The sequence below is a fragment of the Xanthobacter pseudotagetidis genome (genome assembly GCF_043194795.2).
GTDB classification, from domain to species: domain Bacteria; phylum Pseudomonadota; class Alphaproteobacteria; order Rhizobiales; family Xanthobacteraceae; genus Xanthobacter; species Xanthobacter tagetidis_A.
Genome location: NZ_CM195534.1, coordinates 1893763 through 1919588 on the forward strand (window position 1 = coordinate 1893763; position 25826 = coordinate 1919588).

Consider the following 25826-nt stretch of genomic DNA (forward strand, 5'->3'; position numbering starts at 1 on the left):
CGCACCCACGCTCGGCGCCGCGAATGCCGCTCTGGCTCGCCCTCGCCGCCGCGGCGCTGGCGCTGTTCGCCATCGGCGTGCTGCGCCGTCCCGAGATCGTCGGCGATCCCGAGACCGTGCGCCGGCTCGACGCGGCGCTGCTGTGGCAGGGCCTTTTGCCGCGCGCGGCGACTGCCCTGCTCGCAGGCGCCGCCCTCGGCCTTTCGGGCGCGCTGCTGCAGCGGGTTCTGCGCAATCCCATCGCCGATCCCTCCACCCTCGGCATCGCCTCCGGGGCCCAGCTCGCCTTGGTGCTCGCTCTGGCCTTCGCGCCGGGCCTGCTCGCCTTCTCCCGCGAGGCGGTCGCCTTCGCCGGCGGGGCAGGGGCGGTGACCCTGGTGGTGGCGCTCTCCTGGCGGCGCGGGCTCGATCCCGTCACCGTCGTGGTGGCGGGCATGACGGTGGCGCTGATGGCGGCGGCGGCGAGCGCCGCGGTGGTGCTGGCGCGCGGCGAATATGTGCTCTCGGTCTATATCTGGGGCGCGGGCTCGCTGCACCAGCAGAACTGGAACAGCGCGCTCGTCATCGGCGCGCGGCTCGTGCTCGGCGGGGCCGCCGCCGCGCTGCTGCTGCGTCCGCTGGCGATGCTGGCGCTGGACGATGCCGGCGCGCGCAGCCTTGGCGTCGCGCTCACGGCGCTGAGGGTGCTGGTGATCGCGCTTGCGGTGTGGCTCGCCGCGAGCGTGATATCGGAGGTCGGCATCATCGGCTTCGTCGGCCTTGCGGCGCCGGCCTTCGCGCGTATCTCAGGTGCCCGCACGCCGAGCGAGATCCTTTGGCGCGCGCCGCTGATCGGCGCCCTGCTGCTGAGCCTCGCCGACGGCATCGTCCTCGCCACCGCCACCGGCAGCGGCGACCTCGTCCCCACCGGCGCCATGGTGGGGCTCATCGGCGGCCCGCTGCTGCTCTGGCTGCTGCCGAAGGTGCGGCCGACGGCGCCGCCCGCCGCGCCCGCCGGGGATGGGGGGCGGCTTGAAAGGCCCCGCCGGGCTTTGGCGCTGCTCGGCGGCGCCGCGCTGCTGCTCGCGGCGCTGGCGCTGACCCTCGGACCGGGACCGGACGGCTGGTCGCTGGCGACCGGCGAGCTGCTGGCCGACCTGCTGCCGTTCCGCGCCCCCCGCGTGGCGGCGGCGGCCTGCGCCGGCGCGCTGCTCGGAACCGCCGGCGCGCTGATGCAGCGCCTCACGGGCAATCCCCTGGCCGGCCCCGAGGTGCTCGGCGTCGGCGCCGGAGCAGGGGTCGGCATCGCCGTGGCGCTGATCCTCTTCGACATGCCGGACCGGGGCACGCAGATGGCGGCGAGCGCCCTCGGCGCCCTCGGCGCCATCGCCTTCATCCTCGCCATGGCGGCCCGCACCGGCTTCGGGCCGGAGCGCATGCTGCTCGCGGGCGTGGCGCTCGGCGCCACCTGCCTCGCCATCCTCGCCGCCGTGTTCGCCGCCGGCGGCTGGAACACCTTCCTGCTGCTTACCTGGATGGCGGGCTCCACCGACCGCGTGGATGCGCCCGAGGCCTGGATGCTGGCGCTCGCCACCCTCGTCCTCGTCGCGCCGCTGCCTTTGCTCGGCCGGTGGATCGCCATCCTGCCGCTCGGCGCGCCGGTCGGCCGCGGCCTCGGGCTGCCGGTGGCGACGGGACGGCTCACGCTGGCGCTGCTCGCCGCTTTGATGACGGCGGTGGCGGCGTTCTTCGTCGGGCCGCTCAGTCTCGCCGGGCTTCTGGCGCCCCATCTGGCGCGGCTGCTGGGTTTCGCCGGGGGGCGGCTGTTCCCCGCCGCGTCGGCGCTCATCGGGGCGGTGCTGCTGATGCTCGCCGACTTCCTCGGCCGCTCCGTCGCCTACCCCTATCAGGTGCCGGTTGGCTTCTTCGCCGCCCTGGTGGGCGGGCCCTATCTGATCTGGCTGCTCCAGCGCAGGGGCGGCCATGGCTGAGCTCCACGCCGAAGCGCGCATCCCGCTCGCCGACCCCCCGGCCGCCATCGCCGCGTTCGCCGCGCGCTTCGCCGACCAGGCGGACGTGGCCCGGACGGCGGACGGCGCGACGGTGGAGAGCCCGCGGCTCGGACGCATGGCGCTCTCGGCCGCGCCGGGCGTCCTGGTGATCTCCTGCACCTGCCCCACGGCGAGCGCGCTGAGCTTCGCCAAGATGGCCGCCGCCGACGCGCTCCAGCGGCTTGCCGGCGAGGAGGGGCCGGCTTTCGCCTGGAGCGGGGCCGGTGCCGCAGGCGGGCCGCTGCCGTTCTTCCGCGAACTGGTGGTCGCGCGCGCGTTCCAGGTCAGCCCCGGCATGCGCCGCATCGTGCTCGCCGGGGATGCGGCGCACTACGACACGGCCTCGCTCCACGTCCGCGTCCTGATCCCGCCGCCGGGCCGCGCTCCGGTTTGGCCGCACGCGGACGCCATGGGCCGGATGGTCTGGCCGCAGGGCGCCGACGCCTTGGTGCCGCGGGTCTACACCGTGCGCCAAGTGGATTTGGCGCGGGGCGAGATCGCCATCGACGTGGCGCTTCATGGCGACCCGGACGCCCCGGCCGGTCCCGGCGCCACCTGGGCCCGCACCGCCGCTCCGGGCGCGCGCGTCGGTCTGCTCGGCCCGGGCGGCGCGCCGTTCGTGCCGGGCGCCTTCAATCTGCTGGCAGGCGACGCCACCGCGCTGCCGGCCATCGCCCGCATCCTGGAGCGCCTGCCCGCGGATGCGCGGGCGCTCGCCTTGATCGAGGTCGACGATGGGCGCGAGGAGCAGCCGCTGGTCTCGCCCGCCACGCTCGACGTGCGCTGGCTGCACCGCGCGGGCGCCCCCGCCGGGACGACATCGATGATCGAGGCCGCGGTCCGCGACGTGGTGCTCCCCGTGGAGCGGGCGACGGTCCGCGTGTTCGCGGGCTGCGAGCAGGGCGCCGCGTGGCGCCTGCGCGCCCATCTCATCGACGGACGCGGCCTCGACAAGCGCCAGGTTTCGGTCGCCGCCTACTGGCGTCGCGGCCACGAAGGCGTAGATATCGGCGATTGAACGCGAGCCCTCAGAGCCAGCCATGCTACGCCAGTTCTTTTCCTACTATGCGCCCTACAAGGGCCTGTTCCTGCTCGATTTTTCCTGCGCGATCCTGTCCGGCCTGCTGGAGCTCGCCTTCCCGGTGGCGGTGAAGGCGTTCGTGGACCATCTGCTTCCGGCCCAGGACTGGGGGCTGATCCTGATCGCCGCGGTGGGGCTTCTCGTGGTCTATCTGGTCAATACCGGCCTGATGGCGGTGGTGACCTATTGGGGCCACATGCTCGGCATCAACATCGAGACCGAGATGCGCCAGAAGGCGTTCGACCACCTGCAGAAGCTCTCCTTCTCCTTCTTCGACAACCAGAAGACCGGGCATCTGGTGGCGCGCCTCACCAAGAACCTGGAGGAGGTGGGCGAGGTCGCCCATCACGGGCCCGAGGACGTGTTCCTGGCGGTGATGACCTTCATCGGCGCCTTCCTGCTGATGCTGTGGGTCAACGTCCCGCTCGCCCTCATCACCGGCGCCATCGTGCCGGCGATGGCCTTCGCCACCACCCATTTCGGGCGCGAGATGACGGAGAATTTCCGCGCCCTGTTCGGCCGGATCGGCGCCTTCAACGCCCGCATCGAGGAGACCGTGGGCGGTATCCGCGTGGTCCAGGCGTTCGCCAACGAGGACCATGAGCGGGCGCTGTTCGCCGCCGACAACGGCCGCTACCGCCAGACCAAGCTCGCCGCCTACCGGCTGATGGCCGCCAATACCTCGCTGAGCTACGTGGGCATGCGCCTCACCCAGCTCGCGGTGATGCTCGCGGGCACCTGGTTCGTGGTGCGGGGCGAGCTCTCGAACGGCGGCTTCGTCGGCTTCCTGCTGCTGGTGGCGGTGTTCTTCCGTCCGCTGGAGAAGATCGCCGCGGTGGTGGAGATCTATCCCAAGGGCATCGCCGGCTTCCGCTCCTACGTCGACTTCCTGGAGACCCGGCCCGACATCGCCGACCGGCCGGGCGCGATCGCGCTGGAAAACGTGCGGGGGGCGGTGCGCTACGAGCATGTGAGCTTCGGCTACAGCCCGGACAAGCGCGTTCTGAGCGACCTGTCGCTGTCCATCGCGCCGGGCGAGACGGTGGCCTTCGTCGGCCCCTCGGGCGCGGGCAAGACCACCATCTGCGCGCTGCTGCCGCGCTTCTACGAGGTCGGCGCGGGGCGCATCACCATCGATGGCCGCGACATCCGCGACGTGACGCTCGCCTCTTTGCGCCGGGCCATCGGCATCGTCCAGCAGGACGTGTTCCTGTTCGCCGGGACGATCCGGGACAACATCGCCTATGGCCGCTTGGGTGCGTCCGACGCCGAGATCATGGGCGCGGCGCGGCGGGCGATGCTCGACGAGATGATCGCCGGGCTGCCGGCGGGGCTCGATACCCTGATCGGCGAGCGCGGCGTGAAGCTCTCCGGCGGGCAGAAGCAGCGCCTCGCCATCGCCCGCATGTTCCTCAAGGACCCGCCGATCCTGATCCTGGACGAGGCGACCTCCGCCCTCGACACCGAGACCGAATGGGAGATCCAGCAGGCGCTGGCGGCGCTCTCGCGCGGCCGCACCACGCTGGTGATCGCCCACCGCCTGTCGACGGTGCGCAACGCCGACCGCATCCTGGTCGTCACCCGCGAGGGCGTAAGCGAGGAGGGCGGGCACGACCAGCTCCTGAAGGCCGGCGGCCTCTATGCCAGGCTGGTCAAGACCCAGTCCGCCCTGTGAGGGCCCGCCCCGGCGCGCGACCCGATCGGATCGCGCTCTAGCGCCGCTTGCGTTTCGGCGGCACTCCGTAGACCCGCTTGAAGGCGGTGGTGAAGTTCGAGGGGGCCGCATAGCCCGCGGCATAGGCGGCCTGGGCGATGGAGATTCCCTCGCGCTCCAGGGCGGCGCAGGCGAGCGCCAGGCGCTCGGCGCGGACGAACTCGAACACGGTCATCTGGAAGTGATCCTTGAACCCGCGCTGGATCGAGGACACGCTCGCCCCGGCCTCGGCGGCGATCTCCTCGATGGTCAGCGGACGATCGAGGTTCTGCAGGATGAAATCCCGCACCCGCTCGCTGCGCCGCCGGCTGGCGATCTGCGGCCGGTGGTGGTCGTCCATGCCCTGCTCGACCATGGCGACGCAGGCGAGGCACATGATGTCGAGCGCGCGGGAATTGCAGTAGAGCGTGCGCACCTCGCCTTCCATGGCGGGCGGCGGCCTGAGGATCTGCTCGGCGAGCTGGCGGACATGGCCGCTCACCGGAAAGCTCTGCCCGGCGAGATGCCGCGCCAGGAAGTCCCGCAGCGCCGATTGTCCGGCGCCGCGGGTGCGCATCAGCCATTCCATCCAGGGGTGCGGCGCCGAGATCATCACCTTCCGCAGCGGCACCGCGCTCTCGTTGATGAAGCGCAGGCGCGCGGACTGCGCCACGTTGAGCGTGAACAGCACGCCGCCGTCCTCCGCCGCGCCCGCATCGATGCGGAAGTGGCGGTCGTCGATCACGAAATGCTGCATGCCCTCCAGCAGCACCATGACCACGAACTTCGGCCAGATGTCGTAGACGGTCTCGTCAGGCGCGCAGCTGGGCTCCCCGTCGACCGTGCCGACGAACAAATGCTGGGGAATATCCATACCGACGGCTCTCTTTAGAATTCCTAGTATTAAAATCTTCCACGTCACCCTGCCCGATGCCGTTTTTAGCCAATTCTTTGCCGTCCCTGCAACGATCACATGCATCGACGCTCCCGGATGCGGCTCCTATACATGGATCGAAGACTCAACGTTTCAACGCTGAGGATTTGTACACCGCGCATTTTTGGGGCTTTCGTCCATGGTTATTCACGCCCGCGCCGCCTTGCCGCTTCGCCTTGCCTTGCGCACCGTCCTGCTTGGAACCGCGAGCCTCCTCGCGGTCGGCTCCGCATCGGCCCAGAGCGCCTCCTCCCAGGCCGACATCGCCCTCGGCACGGTGACCGTGCTCGGCGCCGAGGAGCGCGGCGACGGGCCGGTTGACGGCTATCTGGCACGCCAGACCTTCTCCGGTACCAAGACCGACACCCCCATCGCCGAGACCCCGCAATCCATCTCCGTGGTCGGGCGCGAGCAGATGGAGGACCAGGAGGTCGAATCCGTCGCCGAGGCGCTGCGCTACACGCCCGGTGTCTTCTCCGAGTATCGCGGCGCCTCCAACGTGCGCGACGAGGTGATCGTGCGCGGCTTCGCCTACGTGCCGCGCTACCTCGACGGCATGTTGATGGGCGGGGACGTCGACTACGCCAAGATTTATCCCTACCTGCTGGAGCGCGTGGAGCTGCTCTCGGGGCCGTCCTCGGTTCTTTACGGCCAGATCAATCCGGGTGGCCTCATCAACATGGTGAGCAAGAAGCCGACCTTCGACCATCCGCTGCGCGAGGTGGAGCTCACCATCGGCAACAACATGATGTTCCAGGGCTCGTTCGACTTCGCGGACCGCATCGTCGGCTCCGACACGCTCGCCTTCCGCATCGTTGGCACCGGGCTGACGACCGACCTGCAGGAGAACTTCGCCAAGCAGCAGGCGATCGCCATCGCTCCGTCGCTGACCTGGGCGCCGAGCGACAGCACCCGCCTGACCATCCTGTCCGGCTTCGAGTGGGAGCCGGACTTCGGCTACCGCAACTTCCTCGATGCGGCGGGCACGGTCTCGCCCATCACCGGCTACGGCTACGTGCCGCGGGACTTCTTCGTCTCCGATCCCAACTACGAGACCGCCCGGCGCACCCAGGCCTGGATCGGCTACGAGTTCGAGCATCAGGTCAGCGCCGCGCTGACGCTGCGGCAGAAGACCCGCTATTACTGGGTGGACTACGACCAGTACACGCTGGTCTGGGGCTGGACCAGCGCCGATCCCAAGACCGGCGCCAACACCATCGTGAACCGCACCGCCTCCGGCGGCGGCGACGCCTGGGGCACCTTCACCAACGACAACCAGGCGCAGTTCAATCTCACCACCGGCCCGGCCGAGCACACCATCCTCGCCGGCCTCGACTATCGCTATCGCAGCCGCAGCTACAACTGGGGCTACAACTGGTCGGACGTGCCGACCATCAGCCTCACCAACCCGATCTACGGCTACAATTTCTCGGGACTGGTCCTCAGTCCCTATTCGGACCAGGAGCTGTCGGCGAGCCAGCTCGGCGTCTATCTCCAGGACCAGATCAAGGTCGGCGACCTGAACCTCATCGCCGGCATCCGCCAGGACTGGGCCGACACCTCCATCACCGAATATGTGGGCCCGAGCGCACTCGGCTACGACGACAGCGCCTTCACCTATCGCGTCGGCGCGCTCTACACCTTCGCGAACGGCATCGCGCCGTATGCGAGCTACTCCACCTCGTTCGAGCCGGCGGTCTATGCGCCGCCGGAGGGCGAGGCGCCGTTCAAGCCCACCACCGCCGAGCAGTTCGAGGTGGGCGTGAAATACGTGCCGCCCGGAACGCGGATGCTGTTCACTGCGGCCTATTACGACATCTGGCAGCAGAACGTGGTGCAGAACATCTATGTTCCGGGCTACGGCGCCTATGTCTACCAGCAGATCGGCGAGGTCCACAATCGCGGCTTCGAGCTCTCCGCCAATGCCGAGATCACCAAGAATCTTTCGATCATCGCCGCCTATTCCTACATCGATTCCACCATCACCGAGACCGGGGTCGAGAGCGAGCTCGGGAAGACGCCCTCGCGCATCCCGCAGAACACCGCCTCCTTCTGGGCGAAATACGCCTTCGACGAGGGGCGGCTGCGCGGCCTCGAGGTGGGCGGCGGCGTGCGCTATATCGGCACCAGCTGGGGCGACAACGCCAACACCTTCGAGGTGCCCGCCTATACCCTGTTCGACGCCATGGTGAAGTACGATCTCGGCGCGGCGGACCCGCGCCTCAAGGGCGCCGCGGTCCAGCTCAATGCCAAGAACATCGGCAACCTCACTTATGTGGCCTCCTGCGCCAACGCCTATGCCTGCTTCTACGGCGAGGGCTTATCCGTGACCGGGGCGCTGAAGTACAATTGGTGATGCTTGCCGCCCGCCTTGCTTCGGTCCTCGCGCTCCTGATGGCGGCCGCCGTTCCGGCCGCGGCGCAGGCGCCGCCCGCCGCCGTGGCGGCGGGGGAGGGGCGTCCCGTCGGTCCGCTGGGCGCAGGGGAAAGCGCCGCCTTCCCGCTCGCCGCCGATCGCGGCGACTATGTGCGCGGGTCGATCGCGGTCGCGCAGGGCCGCTTCGACCTCGACCTGCAGACCGCGGACGGGCGGCATGTGCGGCGGCTCGCCGCCGGCGCGGAGGGGCGCCGCCCGTTCCAGTTCGTCGCGCAAGAGACGCCGCTGCGCCTTGTCGCCACCGCGCGCGGCGCCGGCTCCGCCGAGATCGCCATCACCGCGCGCATTCCCGCCGCCGCCCAGCGCGCCCCGGAGACCGAGCCCCTGAGCCCGGCCGTGGGGCGGCTCGGCCGCGATGTCGCCGAGGGCCGCGGCACGGATGCCTTCTGGAGGGAGATCGCGCGCGCGGGCACGCCTCTGGTGGAGCCCGGCCCCGATGGGCAGGCGCTCGTGACCTTCCTCGCCCGCGGGGCGCGGCGCAACGTGCGGCTGGTGGGCGCGCCCTCCGGCGATCATGAATGGCTGGAGCGCGTCGGCGACAGCGACACCTGGGTCAAGAGCTTCCTCGTGCCCGCCGACACGCGCCTCGCCTACCAGCTCGCGCCGGACGTGCCCGACCTTCCCGGCAGCGCGCGCGAGCGCCGCCTCGCGCTGCTCGCCACGGCGCAGGCCGATCCCTTCAACCGCGCGCCGTGGCCCGACGACGCGCCCGACGCATTCAACCGCGAGTCCACGCTGACGCTCCCGGCCGCGCCGCCCCAGCCGGGAATCGGCGCCCGGGAGATGCCGCGCGGCACGTTCGCGACATTCCGGTTCGAGAGCGCGCGCCTCGGCAACAGCCGGGCGATCACGCTCTACACGCCGCCCGGCTTCGCCCCCGCCGATCCGCGCAACGTGCTGCTGGTGGTCTTCGATGCCCAGGCCTATCTCACCAAGGTGCCGACGCCGGCCATCCTCGATGCCCTGATCGCCCAAGGCCGGCTGCCGCCGGTGGCGGCCGCGTTCGTCTCCGAGATCGACGGCGAGACGCGCGCCCGCGAGCTGCCCGGCAATGCGGACTTCGCCGACGTCATGGCGATGGAGCTGCTGCCGGCGGTGGAGGCGCGGCTGGGCGCGCGCATGCCAGCCGCCCGCACCATCCTTGCCGGATCGAGCTATGGTGGGCTCGCCGCCGCCACCGTGGCGCTGCGCCACCCGGAGCGGTTCGGCAACGCGATCGCCCTCTCGGGCTCCTTCTGGTGGCATCCGGACAGCGCGCGCTCGGACACGCCCGAGCACGTGGCCGATCGGGTCGCCCGCTCCGCCCGGCGGGACGTGCGCTTCCACCTGTCCGCCGGCCGGTTCGAGACCGCCCATGGCGGCACGCCCGGCATCCTGGAGACCTCCCGCCACCTGCGCGACGTGCTCAGGGCCAAGGGCTACGACGTGAGCTACCGCGAATATGCGGGCGGGCACGATTACTTCGTCTGGCGCGGCGCCCTCGCCGACGGCCTCATCGACCTGGCGCCGCGCCTCGGTCCTCACCGGTAGTGGGCGGCAAGGCGGTCGCCGTCGACTTCGCGCACGCGGATCTCCATGTCGTAGATCTCCCGCAGCACGTCGTCCTGCATCACCTCCCGGGGCGGCCCGTCGACAACCACGCGCCCCGCTTTCATGGCGACGATCCGGTCGGCGTGGCAGGAGGCGAAGTTGATGTCGTGGATCACCACGACCACGGTCTTGCCCAGCTCGTCCGCCGCCCGGCGCAGCAGCCCCATGGTGGCGGCGGCGTGCCTCATGTCCAGATTGTTCAGCGGCTCGTCCAGCAGCAGGCAGTCCGGGTCCTGCGCCAGCACCATGGCGATGAAGGCCCGCTGGCGCTGGCCCCCGGACAGTTCATCGAGGAAGCGGCGGGCCATGTCCGCCATGTCCACATAGGCGATCGCACGCCCGACCTGCTCCAGGTCGTGCGCGGTCGGGCGGCCGCGCGAATGGGGAAAGCGGCCGAACCCCACCAGCTCCTCGACCGTGAGGCGCGGGGTGATGTGGTTGCTCTGCCGCAGCAGAGCGAGGCGCCGCGCCAGCACGTCGCCGGGCGTCGCGAGCACGTCGAGCCCGTCGACGCGCACGCGCCCGCGGTCGGGCCGCAGCAGCCGCACGGCGATGGACAGCAAGGTGGACTTGCCGGCGCCGTTGGGGCCGATGATGGCCGTGAGGCCGCCGGCCGGCACGCTCAGGCTGACATCGTCGAGCACCTTGGCCGTGCCGTAGGCCTTGGAGACGCGCTCGATCTCGATCATGCCCGCTGGCCCCTCAGCAGCAGGAACAGGAAGACGAGACCGCCGGCGAACTCGATCACCATGCTCAGCGCGCCGTCATAGCCGAGGCTCCGCTCCAGAATGGTCTGCCCCCCGGCGAGGCAGGCGACGGCGATGAGCGCCGCGCCCGGCAGAGTATAACGGTGGGCGTCTGTGCCGAGCGCCAGGTAGGCCAGATTGGCCACCAGCACGCCGAAGAACAGCACCGGCCCCACGAGAGCGGTGGAGACGGCGACGAGCACCGCGACGACCGCCACGAGGATGGTGACCATGCGCCGGTAGTCGATGCCGAGGGTGATGGCCGCATCGCGGCCGAGCGCCAGCACGTCGAGGACCGCGGCGAGCCGCCAGGCCATCACCCCCGCCGCGAGGATAGCGGCCGCCGCGAGCGGCAGCAGGCCGGCATCCAGAGCGTTGAAGCGGGTGAACACGAGGGATTGCACCATCGCGAACGCGTTCGGGTCGAGAATGCGCTGGATCAGCCCCGCGAGCCCGCGGCACAGGATGCCGAAGACAAGGCCGGAAAGCACCGCGAGGTGCAGCCCGCGCCGCCCGTCGAACAGGAGGCGGAACAGGGCGAGCGCCGCGCCCACCAGAAGCACGGCCTCAACCGCGAAGCGCAGGCGCGCGTCGAGCCCGGCCGCCGCCTGTCCGCCGAGCGCGAACACCGCCAGCGTCTGCAGCGCCACGTAGAGGGAATCAAACCCCATGACCGCGGGGCTGAGGATGCGGTTCTCTGTCAGCGTCTGGAACAGCACGGTGGCCATTCCCACCGCGATGCCCACCAGCGCGAGCCCGGCGAGCTTGCCGCCGCGCAGCGCCAGGACGAAGCTCCAGTTGCCGCGCGCGCCCACGGTCATGAAGGCGGCGGCGGCCGTGAGCGCCGCCAGCGCGAGGAGCAGCAGCACCCGCTGCGCCCGGACGGAGCGCGCGTCAGCCAAGGCGGTGGCGCCCGGAAAGCAGCAGGTAGAGGAAGACGGCGCTGCCGAGGACCCCGGCCACCGCTCCCACCGGGATCTCGTAGGGATAGCGCACCAGGCGGCCCACGAGGTCGCAGGCGACGAGGAAGGCGGCGCCCGCCACCGCGATCCAGGGCAGGGTGCGCCGCAGATTGTCGCCCATGGCGAGGCTCACCAGATTGGCGACCAGCAGCCCGAGAAAGGGAACCGTTCCGGCGGTGACGATGCAGGACGCGGTCGCCAGCGCCACCACGAGGACGCCGATCGCCACCGTGCGGCCGTGGTCGAGCCCGAGGCTGCGGGCGGCATCGTCGCCGAGGCCCGCGACGGTGAAGCGGTCGGCAGCTACATAGGCCACGCTGGCGAGCGCCACGGTGAGCCACATGAGCTCGTAGCGTCCCCGCAGCACGCCCGAGAAGTCGCCGGTGGTCCAGGCGGCGAGCGACTGGAGCAGGTCGAAGCGATAGGCGAGGAAGCCGGTCAGGGCATTGATGATGCCGCCCAGCATCAGCCCCACCAGCGGCACCAGAACCGCGCCGCGAGCGCCGATGCGGTCGACGATCTTGAGGAACACGATCGTGCCGGCGAGGGCGAAGGTCGCCGCCAGCGCCATCCGCCCCAGCATCGGCATGCCGGGCGCCAGCAAGGCGGCGACGAGAAGGCCGAGGCTCGCGGCCTCCGCGGTCCCGGCGGTGGTGGGCTCGACGAAGCGGTTGCGGAACAGCATCTGCATGATGGCGGCGCTTACCCCCATGGACATGCCCGCGAACAGCAGCGACAGGGTGCGCGGCACCCGGCTCGCCCACAGCACCAGCCGTGCCCGGTCGGCCTCGCCGCCCCTCAGCAGGCTGGAAAGGTCCATGGAGGTGGTCCCCACCAGCACGCTCGTCATCCCGAGCAGGGCGAGGCCGGCGAGCGCCAGGGCGAAGCCGGGAACGGGACGCGCCGAGGCCGCGGACGGCGCGCTCACCGGCCGGACCCGCCGGCCGCGAGCGCGTCAGCGAGGCTCTCGAGGATCGTCGCCGTGGCCGCCCCGCCGCCGGCGGAGATGTACCACCGCGCGGGATCGACATGGAGGATGCGCCCCGCCTTGGCGGCGCGTGTGGCGGCGACGATGTCGTTGTCGAGGACCGCGCGCGCCGCGTCGCTGCCGCGCCCCACCGCGGCGTCCCGGTCGAGCACCAGCAGCCAGTCGGGATTGGCCTTCAGCAGATACTCGAACGAGATCACCTCCCCGTGGGCGATGGCGCCGGCGCTCTGGATGGTCGGGGAAAGGCCGAGCTCGTCATGGAGCCAGCCGAAGCGCGAGCCGGCGCCGAAGGCGGTGAGCTTGCCGCCGTTGACCATGATCATCAGCACCCGTCCGGCGGACGGCGCGAGCGCCCGCACCCGCGCCGCCGCGGCGTCGATGCGCCCCGCAAGCGCCGCGGCTTCGGAGCGGCGGCCGAACGTCTCGCCCAGCCATGCGAGGTTCGCCTGCGCCCCGGCGATGAACCGGCCGGGGGCGATGGTGAGGTCGACGGTCGGCGCGATGCGGGCAAGCGCGGCGCGCCGGGCGCTGGTGCGCGGGCCGATGAGGATCAGGTCCGGTGCGGCGGCCGCGACGGCTTCATAATCGGGCTCGAACAGCGTGCCGACCTTGGCGTAGCGCGGCGCCCGGTACTTGCCCAGATAGTCGGGCAGGTTGGAGCCCGGAACCCCGGCGACCTCCACGTTCAGCGCGTCGAGCGTGTCGAGGGTCGCGACGTCGAAGACGATTACCGTGCGCGGCTGCTGCGGGAGAGGCGCGCGCCTTGCCGCCCCCTCGTCCGGCGCGGCCGCGAGGGCCTGCGCCGCGACCACGACGAAGGCGGCCGTGAGGAGGGCGGGCGCCGGCACATGGGGCAGTCCGATCAGGCGCATGACGATTTCTCAAAGAATGATGCCGTTTGTGCAAAGAACTGGAGAGCTTATTGATTTCATCTAGGGTTAAGGGCTGAGGTAAGCAAGAGATTCTGCTTTATTTTCTGATTTCAAAAATTCCAAAGCGCTCTAGCGAATGAAATCTTTTGGCGTGGCTCGCGCCGCGCCCGGGCGGCCGATGCGGCCTGTTCGGGACTCCCGGCTGCGTCTTGCGAATTTCCGCGGCGGCAGGTCCTGCCGAAGTGGCGGCGGTTCGAGAATCCCGAAGCAAGCGCCACGTCGGTCACGCTCTGGCTCGCGGCCGACGTGGAGGCGTCCGCCTTCCCGCCGCACCTTAACCAGATGGGCGTGGATCGAGGCGCCGACCTGCTCCCGGAAGCCGGACTTGAGGCTCTTCCTGTTGGACCTCCCTTCACGCGCAGGTGCGTGCGGTAAAGGGGGCGCCGGGTTCGGCGCGGCCTTCCCAATCTCTCGCCACGGCAGGGCAGGGCGCCGCGGCGCCCCGCGAAGGCGCTCAGCGGAAGGTCTCGCCGACCAGATCGTGGACGCGGGCGAAGGCGGCCTGCGCGCCGGCCATCACCCGTGCCTCTTCCGCCTCGGACAGATCGAGCGCGTCGAGCGCTGCGGTGAACGTGCGCCAGTGGAGCCCCCGGCCTTCGGGCGCGGCGGCAAGGTGGCGGGCGCCGAAGGTTTCCGACAGGCCGAGGCCGGCCGCCGCCTTCAGCAGGAACGCGGCGCCGAGGTTCGAGCCTTCCGCCACATAAAGCCAGCCCAGAGCGGTAGGAAGGTCGGCGGCTTCGCCCCTGGCGAAGGCGGGGGGGGTCGCGACGGCCACGGGCGCGGCCTCCAGATCGGCGAGATCCTGGCCGATGAGGTCGAACCGCCGCCGGCCGGAGAGGTCGGGCAGCACCGCGTCGAGCGCAGGATCGAAATAGAGCGCGTCGATCTCCCGGTGGAAGGCGTGCTGCACCTTGAGGAACAGCGCATAGCGCTCACGGCTCGCGAACGGATCTCCCGCCATGATCGCCTTGTCGAGGCGCTCGTGGGTTTCATGGGTGGCGGACTTCAGGGCCTTGGCGCGGCTTTCCACGGGATGGTCGAGGGCGATGGTCATTGCACGATCCTCAATTGTTCAATCAAGCGTTCAAGCAGTGACGGATGATTAGGGAGCCGATGCTGCCCCTTCAAGCGTCGAATTTTAGAATGATTTCAGGAAAAACCTCTTCGGCAGCGCACGCGAATCCACTGCATTCCTTGGCTTCGCGCCGCAGGGAACGCAGATCGAGCAAAATAGATTAGAACAATTATAACCCTTCGAACCCAAAGGGCGGGGGCGAGACCCGTCACAAGGCGGGATCAGACCAGGGAGATCGCCTCGGGCATCTCCAGGATCGCCCGCAACTCGGTCACCGCCGCCTCGATATCGGCCTCGCTCGCCGGCGCGCCGAGGCACAGGCGCACCCCGAGGCTGCCCGGGTCCTGCGGCCGCAGGGCGCCGGGCGGGGCGAGGGTGATGCCCGCCTGTGCCGCCTGGGCGATGAACGCCATCAACGTGCGGCCCATGGGCAGCGGCAGCCAGACGTGGAAGCAGGGCGGTCCCGAGCGCGGCGGCAGCCAGTCCTTCAGCACGCGGCGGAGCACGTCGTCGCGGCGGGCGGCCTTCTCGCGCTTCAGCATGGCCTGGCGCTCCATGCTACCGTTGCGGATCAGGCGCGCGGCCGCCTCCGCCATGACCGGCACGGCCATCCACCCGGTGGCCCGCAACGCGTTGATGCAACGGTCGCGGAAGGCATCCGGGGCGATCATGGCGCCGATGCGCAGGCCCGGCGCGAGGCATTTGGCAAGGCTGACCGCGTAGAACGCCCGTTCCGGCACCAGCGTGGACAGCGGCTGCGGCGGCACCGGCATGAGGAACGCGTAGGCGTCGTCCTCCAGCAGATAGGCGTCGTGCCGGCGCAGCACGTCGGCGATGGCGAGGCGCCGGTCATGGGGCATGACGATGCCGGTGGGGGTCTGCAGCGTCGGCATGCAGTAGAGCGCCCGCGCGCCGGTCTCGCGGAACGCGGCGTCGAGCGCGTCCGGAACGAGGCCATGGGCATCCATCGTCACGCCGTGGAGGCGGTAGCCGTGCTGGGCCGAGAGCGCCAGCATGCCCGAATAGGTGAGCGATTCGGTGAGCACCGGGTCGCCAGGATGGGCCACCATGCCGAGGGCGATGGAGAGCGCATGCTGCGCCCCGTGGGTGATGAAGACCCGGTCAGGGTCCGCCGCCATGCCGTGATTGGCAAGCCACGAGGCGATGGCCTCGCGGTGGTCGCGCCGGCCCTGGTGGGGCAGATATCCGAGCAGGTCCCCGATCTCGCTGTCGGAGACGATCTCGGCGAGGGTGGCGGCGATGAGATCCGCCTCGCCGGTGGCGGGGGGAACGTTCAGCGCCAGGTTGATGCCGGCCGGCCGCCCGCCGCCGCTCTCGGTCCTGGCCTGCGGCTTCCGCCGCAGGACGAAGGTGCCGCGCCCGACCTCGCCGGAGATCAGTCCCCGCTGCTCCGCCTCCGCATAGGCCTTGGAGACCGTGCCGACGCTGATGCCGAGCCGTTCGGCCATGTCCCGCTGCGGCAGCAGGCGCGTGCCCGGGCGCACCCGCCCGGCGGCGATGTCCGTCTCCAGCTGGTCGACGATGCTCACGTAGCGCGGGCCGCGCTGGGAGGACAGGGAAGGGACCCAATCGGTCATTGGCTTTCTCGGCTTGTGCTCCAGCGAATAGTACAATTCGCAAATTGATGCAATATGGGCCTTGGCACCCGCGTCGATTTCGCTCAGATCTGGAGTTTTCTTGCCAAATGACCCTATTTTGATGCATTGCAGCGTAAAAATCTCCGCATTGCATCATGAAATAATGAGCCAAATTAGGATATTGCCTTATTTCAATTATTGACTCATCGCTCTTTGCATCGGTAACGTCCCGGTCAATCAGAGCGCGGAAGACGCGCCGAATGAAGCGGGGAGCGAGCAATGCTGTACGAGATTCGGGTCTATCAGGCGGCCGAGGGCCGGGCCGATGCCATGCGAAAGCGCTTCCTGACCGAGGTCGTGCCGCGTCTTCCCCAGCATGGCATCGAGCTTCTCGGCGTCTTCACCGCGCCCGAGGAGGATGGTCGGCTCACCTACATCACGCGCTTTCCTGACGAGGCCGCCCGCTCCGCCGGCTGGGCCTCCTTCGGCGCGGATGCCGGCTGGAAGGCGGTGAAGGCGGCGAGCGAGGCCAATGGTCCGCTGCTCGCCTCGCAGTCGGTCTCGGTCCTTTCGCCCGCCGGTGCTGGCCTGCTGCTCGGTTGACGGCACGCCGGCGTGGCCGGCGGCCCATTCGGGACATGATCCATGAAACCGGTCCCTTTTCGCTATGTCCGGCCGTCTTCCCTCCATGAGGCCTGCGCCGCGCTGGGCGCCGACGAGGACGCCCGCGTGATCGCTGGCGGGCAGACGCTGGTGCCCATGCTCGCCATGCGCCTCGCCCGTCCGTCGACGCTCGTGGACATCGCCCGCCTGCCGGGCCTGTCCGGCGTCGCCGCGCAGGACGGCGTGGTGCGCATCGGCGCCACCACCCGCCAGGTGGAGGCGGAGCGCTCGGATGCGGTCGCGCGCGACCTGCCGCTGCTCGCCGCCGCATTGCCCTGGGTCGGCCATCCCCCCACCCGCAACCGCGGAACCGTCGGCGGCTCCTGCGCCAATGCCGATCCGTCCGCCGAGATCCCGCTGGTGGCGGTGACGCTGGAGGCGGAGATGGAAGCGCAGGAGGAGGGGGGCGCCTTCTCCATTCCCGCCGATGAGTTCTTCATCGGCCCCATGCTCACCGCGCTGCCGCCCACGGCGATCCTGACGGCGGTGCGCTTTCCGATCTGGCGCGAGGCGCGGGTCGGCGTCGCCTTTCACGAAATCAGCGCGCGGCGGTCCGATTTCGCCTTCGTGTCCGCCGCCGGCCAGGTGGCGCTCGATGCCGAAGGCCGGCTCGCGCGCGTTTCCCTCGGCATCGGCGGCGTGGGCGACCGTCCGGTGAAGCTCGACGTGGCGGCGCTCGCCGGCTCCCGGGCCGAGCCGGAAGCCGTCACCGCGGCGGTGGCCGCCGCCTGCGAGGTCCTGGAGGCGACCTCCGACCTGCACGCCAGCGCCGACTATCGCCGCCGGGTCGCCCGCGTGCTCGGGACGCGCGCGGTGCTCGATGCGGCAGCCGACGCGCAGAAGAAGGACAGCGGGCGATGAAAGTCGAGCTCACCGTCAACTCCCGGGTCCGCGTCGTCGATGTGGAGGAGCGCAAGACGCTGCTCGACACGCTGCGCGAGGACCTGAAGCTCACCGGCACCCATGCCGGCTGCGAGCACGGCGTCTGCGGTGCCTGCACCGTGCTGGTGGACGGGGCGCCGGTGCGCTCGTGCCTGATGTTCGCCTGTCAGTCGGACGGCCTCGTCATCACCACCATCGAGGGCCTCGCGCCCGCCCCCGGCGAGCTCTCGGTGATCCAGGATTCCTTCTGCGAGACCCACGGCATGCAATGCGGCTTCTGCACGCCGGGCATGATCCTGTCCGCCCATGCGCTGCTGGAGCGCGAGGCGAGCCCCACCCGCGCGGACATCGTCGAGGCGATCTCCGGCAACATCTGCCGCTGCACCGGCTACGGCCAGATCGTCGAGGCGGTGGAGCACGCCGCCGAGCGCCTGCGCCGCGCCAACGCCCCGCGTGGCGGCGACGTTCTCGAACCGGCCGAGGCCGGCATGCGCCAGGGAGGCAAGGCATGAGCGACCACGGCGCCGACACGCCCGCCCCCTTCCGCTTCGTTTCCTCCAATCGGCGCGTGCGGGAGGACCGGCGCTTCGTGGCGGGGCACGGCCACTATGCCGCCGACGTGCTGCCCGAGGGCACGCTTCACGTGGCCCTGGTGCCCTCGCGCTACCCTGCGGCGCGCATCATCGCCATCGACGGCACGGCGGCGCTCGCCATGCCGGGCGTCCATTATGTGCTCACCGGCGAGGAGCTGTCCGGCGCGGTGGAGCCGCTGATGAACGGCCTCGATACCCCGAACGTCCGGCGGTTTCCGCTGGCGGTGGGGCAGGCGCGCTATGCCGGCGAGTGGGTGGCCGCGGTCGTGGCCGACACCCGCGCCCTCGCCGAGGACGCCGCCGAGAAGGTGAAGGTGGGCTACGAGCCGCTGCCCTTCCTCGTCAGCGCCGAGCAGGCGCTCGATCCCGCGAGCCCGCCGGTGCATCCGCCGCACGGCTCCAACGTGCTGATGGACAAGCAGTTCGTGTGGGGCGAGGTGGACCGCCACTTCGCCGAGAGCCCCCGGCACCTGAGCTTCCGCGTGACCTGGGGCCGCAATTCCACCGTGCCGATCGAGACCTTCGGCGTCACCGCCGCCTGGGACCCGTGGCAGCAGATGCTGGACGTCTGGGCCTCGATCCAGATGCCGAAATACTCCGACCAGATCTCCCGCGCTTTGCGCATCCGCACCAATTGCGTGCGGGTGCACCAGGACGTGGACGTGGGCGGCTCCTATGGCGTCAAGCGCGGCATCAAGCACACCGTTCTGGTGGCCTACCTGTCCCGCCGCCTGAACCGCCCGGTGCGCCTCATCGAGGACCGGCTGGAGAACATGCGCGCCGGCGACATGCACGGACCGGAGCGCATCTTCGACGTGGACATCGCCTTCGACGACGCGGGCATCGTCCGGTCCATGAAGATGCGGGCGCTGGACAATGCCGGTGCCTATGCGGGCCGCGCCCCGTTCCAGCTGGGCAAGCCCATCGGCGCCATCGTCGGCCCGTACAAGATCGAAAGCGTCGCCTATCGCGCGCAGTCGGTCACCACCAACAAGGGCGGCCAGGAGGCGGTGCGCGGCTTCGGCCAGGCGCCGACCAACTATGCAATCGAGACCGCCATCAACAAGGTGGCGCGCGTTCTGGGGCTCGACCCGGTGGAGGTGCGGCGGCGCAACTTCATCCGCAGGGACGAGTTCCCCTACCTCATCCCGTCCGGCACCCGCTACGACAGCGGCGACTACCACACCGTGGTCGCCAAGGTGCTGAAGCATGTGGACTACGACGCGCTCAAGGCCGAGCGCGATCGTCTACGGGCTTCCGGCCTGCTCGCCGGCATCGGCATCGCCGCCTGCCTGGAGCCGTCCGGCGGCAACTCCTCCTTCGAGCCGCTGCTGAACGAGAAGAACACCACCTCCACCTGGATGGATTCCGCCCGCATCAACGTGGACGGGATGGGGTTCATCACCGTCACCATCCACACCACCTCCTCCGGCCAGGGCCACGAGACGCTGGCAGCCACCGTGGTGGCCGAGGTGCTGCAGGTGGACCCGGAGCGCATCCGCGTGGTGCGGCCGGACACGCTGGCGAGCCTGCCCTCGAACTCGCCCGTGGGCAGCCGCATGGCGATCATGCTCGGCGGCGCCTGCTTCCATGCGGCGCAGAAGCTGAAGGACAAGCTGGTCAGGATCGGCGCCTTCCGCCTCGGCGTTGATCCCGCCGCCGCCACGTATGACGCGGGCGCGGTGATCGACCCGGCCTCCGGCAGCCGGCTGGAATGGGCCGATCTCGTCACGCTCGGACACCGCCAGTTCCATCTCCTGCCGCCCGGCACCGAGCCCGGGCTCGATGCCTCGCACATCATGCAGGTGCCCACCGGCACCGAGCTGCCGAAGGACGGCCGGGTGCAGATGTATCCCTGCCATTCCTTCGAGTTCCACGTGGTGCTGGTGGCCATCGACCCGGACCTCGGCAAGCCCGAGATCCGCCGCTACGTGATCGGCCACGACTGCGGCACCGTCATCAACCCGCACATCGTCAAGGGCATGACGCTTGGCGGCATCGCCCACGGCCTCGGCGCGACGCTGCTGGAGGAGTTCGTCTACGACGACGAGGGCCAGATGCTCACCCAGAGCTTCATGGACTATCTGCTGCCGTCCTCCCACGAGGTGCCGGAGGTGGAGATCGTCCACCACGTCACGCCCTCGCCCTTCACGGTGTTCGGCCAGAAGGGCTCCGGCGAGAGCGGCTATCTCGGCTCGCCCGCGGCCATCTCCGGCGCGGTGAACGACGCCGTGGCCGACCTCGGCCTGTTCTTCGACAAGCTGCCCATCCGCATTTCCGCCATCAGCGACGCGGTCGCCGCCGCGCGTGCCGCCCAGACCGAAGAGAAGCAAAGCGCATGATCATCGATGCCCACGCCCACCTCGTCCCGCCGAGCCTGGTGGAGGCGATCAAGTCCGAGGCCGGCCGGTTCCCGTCGGTGCGGATCACCGAGGAGGGCGGCTTCGCCTTCTGCGGCAAGAAGCCGACGCGCCCGGTGTCGAAGGGCCTCAGCGACATTCCCGGCCGCCTGAAGTGGATGGACGACAACGGCATCGACCGGCAGGTGGTGGGCGGCTGGCTCGACATCTTCGGCAACGAGCTGCCGGTCGAGGAGGGCGTCGCCTGGTCGCGCCTCTACAACGCGCACCTCGCCGCCGCCGCCCAGGCGGAGCCGCGCTTCGTGCCGCTCGCCTGCGTGCCGCTCCAGGACGGCGCCCGCGCCGCCGAGGTCCTGCGCGAGGCCCATGCCCAGGGCTTCCGCGGCACCATGATCGGCACCCAGCCTAAGGGCAAGGGCGGCGTTCTCGACGATCCCTCCCTGACGCCCTTCTGGGAGGCGGCCGACAAGCTGGAGATGGGCGTCTTCATCCACCCGGTGTTCGAGAGCGGCGACGACCGGGTGCACGATTACGGCATGGCGAACGCGGTGGGGCGCATCACCGACATGCTCATCACCTTCTCGCGGCTCATCTATGCCGGACACGTGACGCGCTACAGCCGGGCGAAGATCGTCGCCGGCATCGGCGGCGCGGCGCTGCCCTACGTGGTCGGGCGCCTGCGCCGCAACTACAGCCTCGACAAGAGCCTCGGCGATCCCGATGCGGCGCTGGCGGCGCTCTATTACGACACCATCGTCCAGGACCCGCGCACGCTGCGCTACCTCGCGGACATGGTCGGCGCCGAGCGCATCATGATGGGCTCGGACATGCCGTTCCCCATCGGTGACCTGGAGCCGATGAAGATCGTCGCCGAGACCCCGTTCTCCGATGCCGAGCGCGCCGCCATCAATGGCGGCCTCGCCCAGCGTCTCCTCGGCCTGTGAGGCGCGCGCCATGAAGCTCGATATCGCGGGAAGCGAACGCATCGACACCGGGATCGAGAGCCTGTGGACGGCGCTCAACGATCCGGCGGTCCTCACCCGCTGCATCCCCGGCTGCAAGGCCATGACCGAGACGGCGCCCGACGCCTACAAGGTGGACATGCAGCTGCGCGTCGCCGCGGTGGGCGGCTCGTTCGAGGGCGAGATCAGCCTCGCCGACAAGGAGCCGCCGAGGAGCTGCCGCATCACCGTGTCGGGCGCCGGATCGCTCGGCCACGGCAGCGGCGAGGCGCGCTTCGATCTGACGCCCCAGGACGGCGGCTGCCTGCTCTCCTATCAGGGCACCGGCGAGGTCGGCGGACTGGTGGCGGGGGTCGGCCAGCGCATCCTCGGCAGCGTGTCCAAGCACCTCATCGGCCGCTTCTTCGCCGCGCTGCGCAAGGAGTTCGAGCCTGGAGCGTCAACCGAAGGCGCCCTCGGGGCGGCGGAGTGAACGCCATGGATACCATCAGCGAGGACACCCGGCGGATCGAGGTCGCCCCCGGCGTCAGGCTCGCCGTTAAGGTCGGCGGGACGCCGGGCATGCCGGTGCTGGTGTTCAGCAACTCGCTGGCGGCGGATATGGGCTCCTGGGACGAGGTGGCAGAGCGCCTTGCCCCGCATGCGCGCATCGTGCGCTACGACACGCGCGGCCACGGCCGCTCCGACGTGCCGGGCGGACCCGTCATCCTGGCCGATCTCGGTCGGGACGTGCTGGCGCTGCTCGATGCGCTCGGCATCGGGAAGGCGGCGGTGTGCGGCCTCTCCCTCGGCGGGATGACCGGCATGTGGCTCGCCATCCATGCGCCGCAGCGCGTCGCCGGGCTGGCTCTCGCCAATACGGCGGCGAGCTTTCCGCCGCCCACCCTGTGGCGCGAGCGGGCCGATGCGGCGCGCGCGAGCGGCAGCGTCGCCGGCTTCGTCGAGCCGACCCTCGGCCGGTGGTTCACCGAGGGCTTCCGTGCCACGGCGCCCGACCGGGTGGCCGCCATCGGCCGCGCCATCGCCGCGACGCCGGCCGCGGGCTACGCGGCCGCCTGCGAGGTGCTGGCGGGAACCGACCTCCTGCCGGAACTCGGCCGGATCGCCTGCCCGACGCTGGTGATCGCCGGGCAGCATGACCCCTCCAGCCCGCCCGCGCGGGGCGAGGAGATCGTCGCCGCCGTTCCCGGCGCCACGCTGGTGACGCTCGATGCCGCCCATCTCAGCGCTGTGGAGGCTCCCGACGCCTTCGCCTCGCATCTGATCCGCTTCGTGTCGGGCCTGTCGTCCACCTGAGCCAAACAACAATCCCGGGAGGAACAAGATGAGCAAGCTCCAAAGCGCCCGCTTCTCCACCGTCCGCTTTCCCGCGCGGCTCGCGGCCGCCGGCCTCGCCGCCGCCATGTGCGTCACGGCGCCCGCCTCCGCCTTCGCGCAGGGACTGGAGAAGCTCTCCATCGTCGTGTTCGGCGCCCCCTCGCTCGGGGCGTTCCTGCCACCGATCATCAAGGCGCAGAAGCTCGACGAGAAGCAGGGCCTTTCCATCACCTTCGACGAGCGCACCCCGGATGCGTACACGGCGCAGTTCAATTCCGGCGAATACCAGCTCGGCGGCAGCGCCGCGCTGCTCACCGTCGGCCTCGCCGACTTGCGCGGCGTGAAGGTCACCTACCTCTTCAACCTGTTCGACTTCTGGGGCGCGGTCGTCACCAGCCGCCCCGACGTGCAGACGCTGAAGGACCTGGAAGGCAAGGAGCTTGCCGCCGCCAAGGGCACCACCAACTACGTGATGTTCGACTGGCTGGCCCGCCAGCACGGCGTCGACACCTCCAAGATCGCGGTCGTGAACACCGCGACGCCGGGCCTCGTGGGCTATGCCCTCGCCGACCGCGCCGCGGCGGTGCAGCTCTGGGAGCCGGGCTACACCTCGCTGCGCGCGAAGAAGCCGAGCATCCGCACCCTCGATCTCAAGATCCAGGAGAGCTGGAAGAAGTTCTCGGGCACCAGCGACATCCCCTATCTCGGCGTCGCCGCGCACACCGCCTGGGCGGAGAAGAACAGGCACCTCGTCCCGAAGCTCTACGCCGCCTACAAGGAGGCCGCGGCCTATATCGCCGCCAATCCCGACGAGGCGGTGAAGCTGATCGCCCCGAAGGCCAACGCCGACGACCAGAAGGCGCTCGCCGACCTGATCCGCGCCAACGACCGGCTGGGGCTGAACGTGCGCTGGGCCGCGCAAAGCGCCAAGGAGATCAACGCGGTCTATGAGGCCGGCAAGAGCATCGGCTTCCTGCCCGGCACGCCCTCGGCCGCCACCATCCACGACGGAGGCGGCAAGTGACCGACACGCTCGCGGGCGGCTCCGGGCCCATTCCCGGCGCCGTGCTCATCGGCCGGGTGCTGCGCACCGCCGCGCCCTTCGCGCTGATGGCGGCGCTCTGGCAGGTCGCCTCCCTGTTCTTCCCGCCCTATCTCTTCCCCTCGCTGGTGGACGTGTTCTGGCGGTGCCTGGAGATCCTCACCCACTGGTCGCAACTGGTCGACGTGCTGGCCACCGTGATGCGCATCCTCGCGGGACTTGCCGGCGCCTTCATCCTCGGCGCGGCGCTGGCGCTGGTGATGGCGCGCTCGCGGGCGGCCGACGGCTTCTTCGGCCCGATCCTCACCTTCTTCCAGGGCATCCCCGCTTTGTCCTGGGTGGTGTTCGCCATCATCTGGTTCCACGGCGTCGAGTTCCGCATCTTCTTCATCATGGTGCTCACCACGCTGCCCGCCTTCACCTTCCAGGTGCTCGGCGCGCTGCGCGGCATGTCCAAGGACCTGGTGGAGATGGTGATGAGCTTCCGCCCGACGCGGGCCAAGATCTTCCGGGTGATGATCCTGCCGGCGATCCTTCCGGACATCATCACCGCGTGGAAGGTGAATCTCGGCAACGCCTCCCGCGTGGTCGTGGTGGCGGAGCTGGTCGGCGCCACCGGCGGCGTCGGCTACCAGCTGCTGCAGCAGCAGCAGCTCTTCGACATGGCCGGCGCGCTCGCCTGGACGCTGCAGCTCGTCTTCTTCGTCCTCATCGTCCAGCACATCCTGACCGTCATCGAGACGGTCGCCTTCAGCTACCGCGCCACCTCGGAGCGCTCGCTATGAACGCCGTGAAAAGCGCTCCCGACATCGACGACGCCGCCGTGCCGCCGCCCGCCGTCGAGATCCGGTTCGAGAACGTCACCAAGGCGTTCGGCCGGGCGCGCGGCACCGACCTGTTCAAGGCCGTGGACGACCTCAACCTCGACATCCACGCCGGCGAGCTGGTGGCCATCCTCGGCAAGACGGGATGCGGCAAGTCCACCATGTTCAACATGATCGCCGGGCTGCTGGAGCCGAGCACGGGCAAGGTGGAGGTGTCGGGGCACAATCCCTTCACCGAGTTCGAGTGGTTCCGCGGCAAGATCGCCATCGTGTTCCAGAACGACCGCCTGCTGCCGTGGCGGACCGCGATCGAGAACGTGGAGCTCGGCCTGGAGATGCTCGACGTGCCGAAGGCCGAGCGCCGGGCGACGGCCCAGCACTGGCTGACCAAGCTCGGCCTCGCCGGGCACGAGGGCGACTATCCCCATGCCCTGTCCGGCGGCATGCGCCAGCGCGTCTCCATCGCCCGCGCCTTCGCCACCAATGCCGGCATCCTGTTGTGCGACGAGCCGTTCTCGGCGCTCGACGAGATGACCGGCAACCGTCTGCGCCAGGAGTTCGTGCGCCTCGTGCGCGAGAACGGCAAGACGGCGGTGTTCATCACCCATTCCATCAATGAGGCGCTGCAGATCGGGGATCGGATCGTGGTGCTGCGCCGCCCGGCGAAGATCGCCTATGACGTGAAGCAGGTGGGCGAGGCGGATGCCGAGAGAAAGACAATGATCCAGGAAATGATACGCAAGATACTCTCCGAGTAACGAGCGGGAGCGCGACGCGGACGCGGCCGCCGGTGCGGTTCTGGCTGCCGTGTCAGGTGCCGCGTGCGCCTGCCCGCGCTGCGGATTTACGTAACGTACGCTGTCGTTTTCCCTTTTGACTTGCTGGAAGCGGTATCAAGGTCCGGCTTTTCCGGATTGCTCTGAAATCGTTGGAATTCGGGACTTCAGAGAGTTCGTAAAAGAGCAAAAATGCCATTTTTTACAGATGGTTGGCGCGATCGATACAAGGATTGGAAGAAATCTAGAAAAAGTGGCATGGCACGAAATCTTGATTTCTTAATAGTTTCCTACCTTTCATCACAAAAGCGTGTTAAGCTGAAACTTGACTGAAGGCAGTGC

22 protein-coding genes are annotated in these 25826 nt (G+C 69.9%); 15 read left to right on the forward strand and 7 right to left on the reverse strand.

Annotated features, from left to right (window positions below):
* Positions 1–23 precede the first annotated feature (23 nt).
* From fhuB to V5F67_RS08760, 3 genes are read left to right on the forward strand one after another with little or no spacing between them, the layout of a single operon-like run.
* Entirely contained in the window at positions 24–1970 is a 1947-nt protein-coding gene (gene fhuB, locus V5F67_RS08750) for a Fe(3+)-hydroxamate ABC transporter permease FhuB (protein ID WP_394018855.1), read from the forward strand.
* Positions 1963–3048 carry a siderophore-interacting protein gene (locus V5F67_RS08755; protein WP_394018857.1) on the forward strand — a complete coding sequence of 362 codons (1086 nt, stop codon included), beginning with the start codon at positions 1963–1965 and terminating at the stop codon, positions 3046–3048. Before fhuB ends, V5F67_RS08755 begins: the two co-directional genes overlap by 8 nt.
* Before the next feature lie 22 nt (positions 3049–3070).
* Entirely contained in the window at positions 3071–4786 is a 1716-nt protein-coding gene (locus V5F67_RS08760; protein ID WP_394018859.1) for an ABC transporter ATP-binding protein, read from the forward strand.
* A gap of 37 nt (positions 4787–4823) precedes the next feature.
* Here the strand turns inward: V5F67_RS08760 and V5F67_RS08765 are convergent, their stop codons facing one another.
* A complete protein-coding gene (locus V5F67_RS08765; RefSeq protein WP_394018861.1) occupies positions 4824–5678 on the reverse strand; it encodes a helix-turn-helix transcriptional regulator in 855 nt (284 codons plus the stop codon).
* Positions 5679–5877: 199 nt separating this feature from the next.
* On the opposite strand from V5F67_RS08765, the gene V5F67_RS08770 reads away from it, so the two are divergent.
* Together V5F67_RS08770 and fes are read left to right on the forward strand one after the other, a co-directional pair.
* On the forward strand, positions 5878–8094 hold the full coding sequence (locus V5F67_RS08770; RefSeq protein WP_394018863.1) for a TonB-dependent siderophore receptor: 2217 nt from the start codon (positions 5878–5880) through the stop codon (positions 8092–8094).
* Entirely contained in the window at positions 8094–9704 is a 1611-nt protein-coding gene (gene fes / locus V5F67_RS08775) for an enterochelin esterase (protein ID WP_394019240.1), read from the forward strand. Before V5F67_RS08770 ends, fes begins: the two co-directional genes overlap by 1 nt.
* Here the strand turns inward: fes and V5F67_RS08780 are convergent.
* The 6 genes from V5F67_RS08780 to V5F67_RS08805 form a co-directional block, all read right to left on the reverse strand.
* A complete protein-coding gene (locus V5F67_RS08780; RefSeq protein WP_394018865.1) occupies positions 9695–10453 on the reverse strand; it encodes an iron ABC transporter ATP-binding protein in 759 nt (252 codons plus the stop codon). The genes fes and V5F67_RS08780 overlap by 10 nt on opposite strands.
* Entirely contained in the window at positions 10450–11412 is a 963-nt protein-coding gene (locus V5F67_RS08785) for an iron chelate uptake ABC transporter family permease subunit (protein WP_509210643.1), read from the reverse strand. Before V5F67_RS08785 ends, V5F67_RS08780 begins: the two co-directional genes overlap by 4 nt.
* Positions 11405–12400 carry an ABC transporter permease gene (locus V5F67_RS08790; protein ID WP_394018867.1) on the reverse strand — a complete coding sequence of 332 codons (996 nt, stop codon included), beginning with the start codon at positions 12398–12400 and terminating at the stop codon, positions 11405–11407. Before V5F67_RS08790 ends, V5F67_RS08785 begins: the two co-directional genes overlap by 8 nt.
* Complete coding sequence (locus V5F67_RS08795) at positions 12397–13332, reverse strand: siderophore ABC transporter substrate-binding protein (protein WP_394018869.1); 936 nt, start codon at positions 13330–13332, stop codon at positions 12397–12399. Before V5F67_RS08795 ends, V5F67_RS08790 begins: the two co-directional genes overlap by 4 nt.
* A gap of 514 nt (positions 13333–13846) precedes the next feature.
* A complete protein-coding gene (locus V5F67_RS08800) occupies positions 13847–14446 on the reverse strand; it encodes a biliverdin-producing heme oxygenase (RefSeq protein ID WP_394018871.1) in 600 nt (199 codons plus the stop codon).
* 242 nt (positions 14447–14688) lie between these two features.
* A complete protein-coding gene (locus tag V5F67_RS08805; RefSeq protein ID WP_394018873.1) occupies positions 14689–16065 on the reverse strand; it encodes an aminotransferase-like domain-containing protein in 1377 nt (458 codons plus the stop codon).
* A gap of 279 nt (positions 16066–16344) precedes the next feature.
* Here V5F67_RS08805 and V5F67_RS08810 point away from each other — a divergent pair, with 279 nt between their 5' ends.
* From V5F67_RS08810 to V5F67_RS08855, 10 genes are read left to right on the forward strand one after another with little or no spacing between them, the layout of a single operon-like run.
* On the forward strand, positions 16345–16668 hold the full coding sequence (locus V5F67_RS08810) for an NIPSNAP family protein (protein ID WP_394018875.1): 324 nt from the start codon (positions 16345–16347) through the stop codon (positions 16666–16668).
* Between the two features lie 42 nt (positions 16669–16710).
* Positions 16711–17589 (forward strand): FAD binding domain-containing protein, encoded by an 879-nt coding sequence (locus tag V5F67_RS08815; RefSeq protein WP_394018877.1) that lies wholly within the window; start codon positions 16711–16713, stop codon positions 17587–17589.
* Positions 17586–18122, forward strand: coding sequence for a (2Fe-2S)-binding protein (locus V5F67_RS08820; protein WP_394018879.1), 537 nt, complete (start codon positions 17586–17588; stop codon positions 18120–18122). Before V5F67_RS08815 ends, V5F67_RS08820 begins: the two co-directional genes overlap by 4 nt.
* Complete coding sequence (locus V5F67_RS08825; protein WP_394018881.1) at positions 18119–20545, forward strand: xanthine dehydrogenase family protein molybdopterin-binding subunit; 2427 nt, start codon at positions 18119–18121, stop codon at positions 20543–20545. Before V5F67_RS08820 ends, V5F67_RS08825 begins: the two co-directional genes overlap by 4 nt.
* Complete coding sequence (locus V5F67_RS08830; RefSeq protein ID WP_394018883.1) at positions 20542–21507, forward strand: amidohydrolase family protein; 966 nt, start codon at positions 20542–20544, stop codon at positions 21505–21507. The genes V5F67_RS08825 and V5F67_RS08830 overlap by 4 nt, the downstream gene beginning before the upstream one ends.
* 10 nt (positions 21508–21517) lie before the next feature.
* Positions 21518–21997, forward strand: coding sequence for an SRPBCC family protein (locus V5F67_RS08835; RefSeq protein ID WP_394018885.1), 480 nt, complete (start codon positions 21518–21520; stop codon positions 21995–21997).
* A gap of 5 nt (positions 21998–22002) precedes the next feature.
* Positions 22003–22821 (forward strand): 3-oxoadipate enol-lactonase, encoded by an 819-nt coding sequence (gene pcaD, locus V5F67_RS08840; RefSeq protein WP_394018887.1) that lies wholly within the window; start codon positions 22003–22005, stop codon positions 22819–22821.
* A gap of 28 nt (positions 22822–22849) precedes the next feature.
* Complete coding sequence (locus V5F67_RS08845) at positions 22850–23866, forward strand: ABC transporter substrate-binding protein (RefSeq protein WP_394018889.1); 1017 nt, start codon at positions 22850–22852, stop codon at positions 23864–23866.
* Positions 23863–24669 carry an ABC transporter permease gene (locus tag V5F67_RS08850; RefSeq protein ID WP_394018891.1) on the forward strand — a complete coding sequence of 269 codons (807 nt, stop codon included), beginning with the start codon at positions 23863–23865 and terminating at the stop codon, positions 24667–24669. The genes V5F67_RS08845 and V5F67_RS08850 overlap by 4 nt, the downstream gene beginning before the upstream one ends.
* The gene (locus V5F67_RS08855) at positions 24666–25466 is read left to right on the forward strand and encodes an ABC transporter ATP-binding protein (protein ID WP_394018893.1); all 801 of its coding nucleotides are present in this window, start codon (positions 24666–24668) and stop codon (positions 25464–25466) included. The genes V5F67_RS08850 and V5F67_RS08855 overlap by 4 nt, the downstream gene beginning before the upstream one ends.
* Positions 25467–25826 lie beyond the last annotated feature (360 nt).

What these genes read in the sequence shown, in the direction of transcription:
- fhuB (WP_394018855.1), top strand. Translation starts at nt 24, where the DNA reads ATGCCGCTCTGGCTCGCCCTCGCCGCCGCGGCGCTGGCGCTGTTCGCC.
- V5F67_RS08755 (WP_394018857.1), top strand. Translation starts at nt 1,963, where the DNA reads ATGGCTGAGCTCCACGCCGAAGCGCGCATCCCGCTCGCCGACCCCCCG.
- V5F67_RS08760 (WP_394018859.1), top strand. Translation starts at nt 3,071, where the DNA reads ATGCTACGCCAGTTCTTTTCCTACTATGCGCCCTACAAGGGCCTGTTC.
- V5F67_RS08765 (WP_394018861.1), bottom strand. Translation starts at nt 5,678, where the DNA reads ATGGATATTCCCCAGCATTTGTTCGTCGGCACGGTCGACGGGGAGCCC.
- V5F67_RS08770 (WP_394018863.1), top strand. Translation starts at nt 5,878, where the DNA reads ATGGTTATTCACGCCCGCGCCGCCTTGCCGCTTCGCCTTGCCTTGCGC.
- fes (WP_394019240.1), top strand. Translation starts at nt 8,094, where the DNA reads ATGCTTGCCGCCCGCCTTGCTTCGGTCCTCGCGCTCCTGATGGCGGCC.
- V5F67_RS08780 (WP_394018865.1), bottom strand. Translation starts at nt 10,453, where the DNA reads ATGATCGAGATCGAGCGCGTCTCCAAGGCCTACGGCACGGCCAAGGTG.
- V5F67_RS08795 (WP_394018869.1), bottom strand. Translation starts at nt 13,332, where the DNA reads ATGCGCCTGATCGGACTGCCCCATGTGCCGGCGCCCGCCCTCCTCACG.
- V5F67_RS08800 (WP_394018871.1), bottom strand. Translation starts at nt 14,446, where the DNA reads ATGACCATCGCCCTCGACCATCCCGTGGAAAGCCGCGCCAAGGCCCTG.
- V5F67_RS08805 (WP_394018873.1), bottom strand. Translation starts at nt 16,065, where the DNA reads ATGACCGATTGGGTCCCTTCCCTGTCCTCCCAGCGCGGCCCGCGCTAC.
- V5F67_RS08810 (WP_394018875.1), top strand. Translation starts at nt 16,345, where the DNA reads ATGCTGTACGAGATTCGGGTCTATCAGGCGGCCGAGGGCCGGGCCGAT.
- V5F67_RS08815 (WP_394018877.1), top strand. Translation starts at nt 16,711, where the DNA reads ATGAAACCGGTCCCTTTTCGCTATGTCCGGCCGTCTTCCCTCCATGAG.
- V5F67_RS08820 (WP_394018879.1), top strand. Translation starts at nt 17,586, where the DNA reads ATGAAAGTCGAGCTCACCGTCAACTCCCGGGTCCGCGTCGTCGATGTG.
- V5F67_RS08825 (WP_394018881.1), top strand. Translation starts at nt 18,119, where the DNA reads ATGAGCGACCACGGCGCCGACACGCCCGCCCCCTTCCGCTTCGTTTCC.
- V5F67_RS08830 (WP_394018883.1), top strand. Translation starts at nt 20,542, where the DNA reads ATGATCATCGATGCCCACGCCCACCTCGTCCCGCCGAGCCTGGTGGAG.
- V5F67_RS08835 (WP_394018885.1), top strand. Translation starts at nt 21,518, where the DNA reads ATGAAGCTCGATATCGCGGGAAGCGAACGCATCGACACCGGGATCGAG.
- pcaD (WP_394018887.1), top strand. Translation starts at nt 22,003, where the DNA reads ATGGATACCATCAGCGAGGACACCCGGCGGATCGAGGTCGCCCCCGGC.
- V5F67_RS08845 (WP_394018889.1), top strand. Translation starts at nt 22,850, where the DNA reads ATGAGCAAGCTCCAAAGCGCCCGCTTCTCCACCGTCCGCTTTCCCGCG.
- V5F67_RS08855 (WP_394018893.1), top strand. Translation starts at nt 24,666, where the DNA reads ATGAACGCCGTGAAAAGCGCTCCCGACATCGACGACGCCGCCGTGCCG.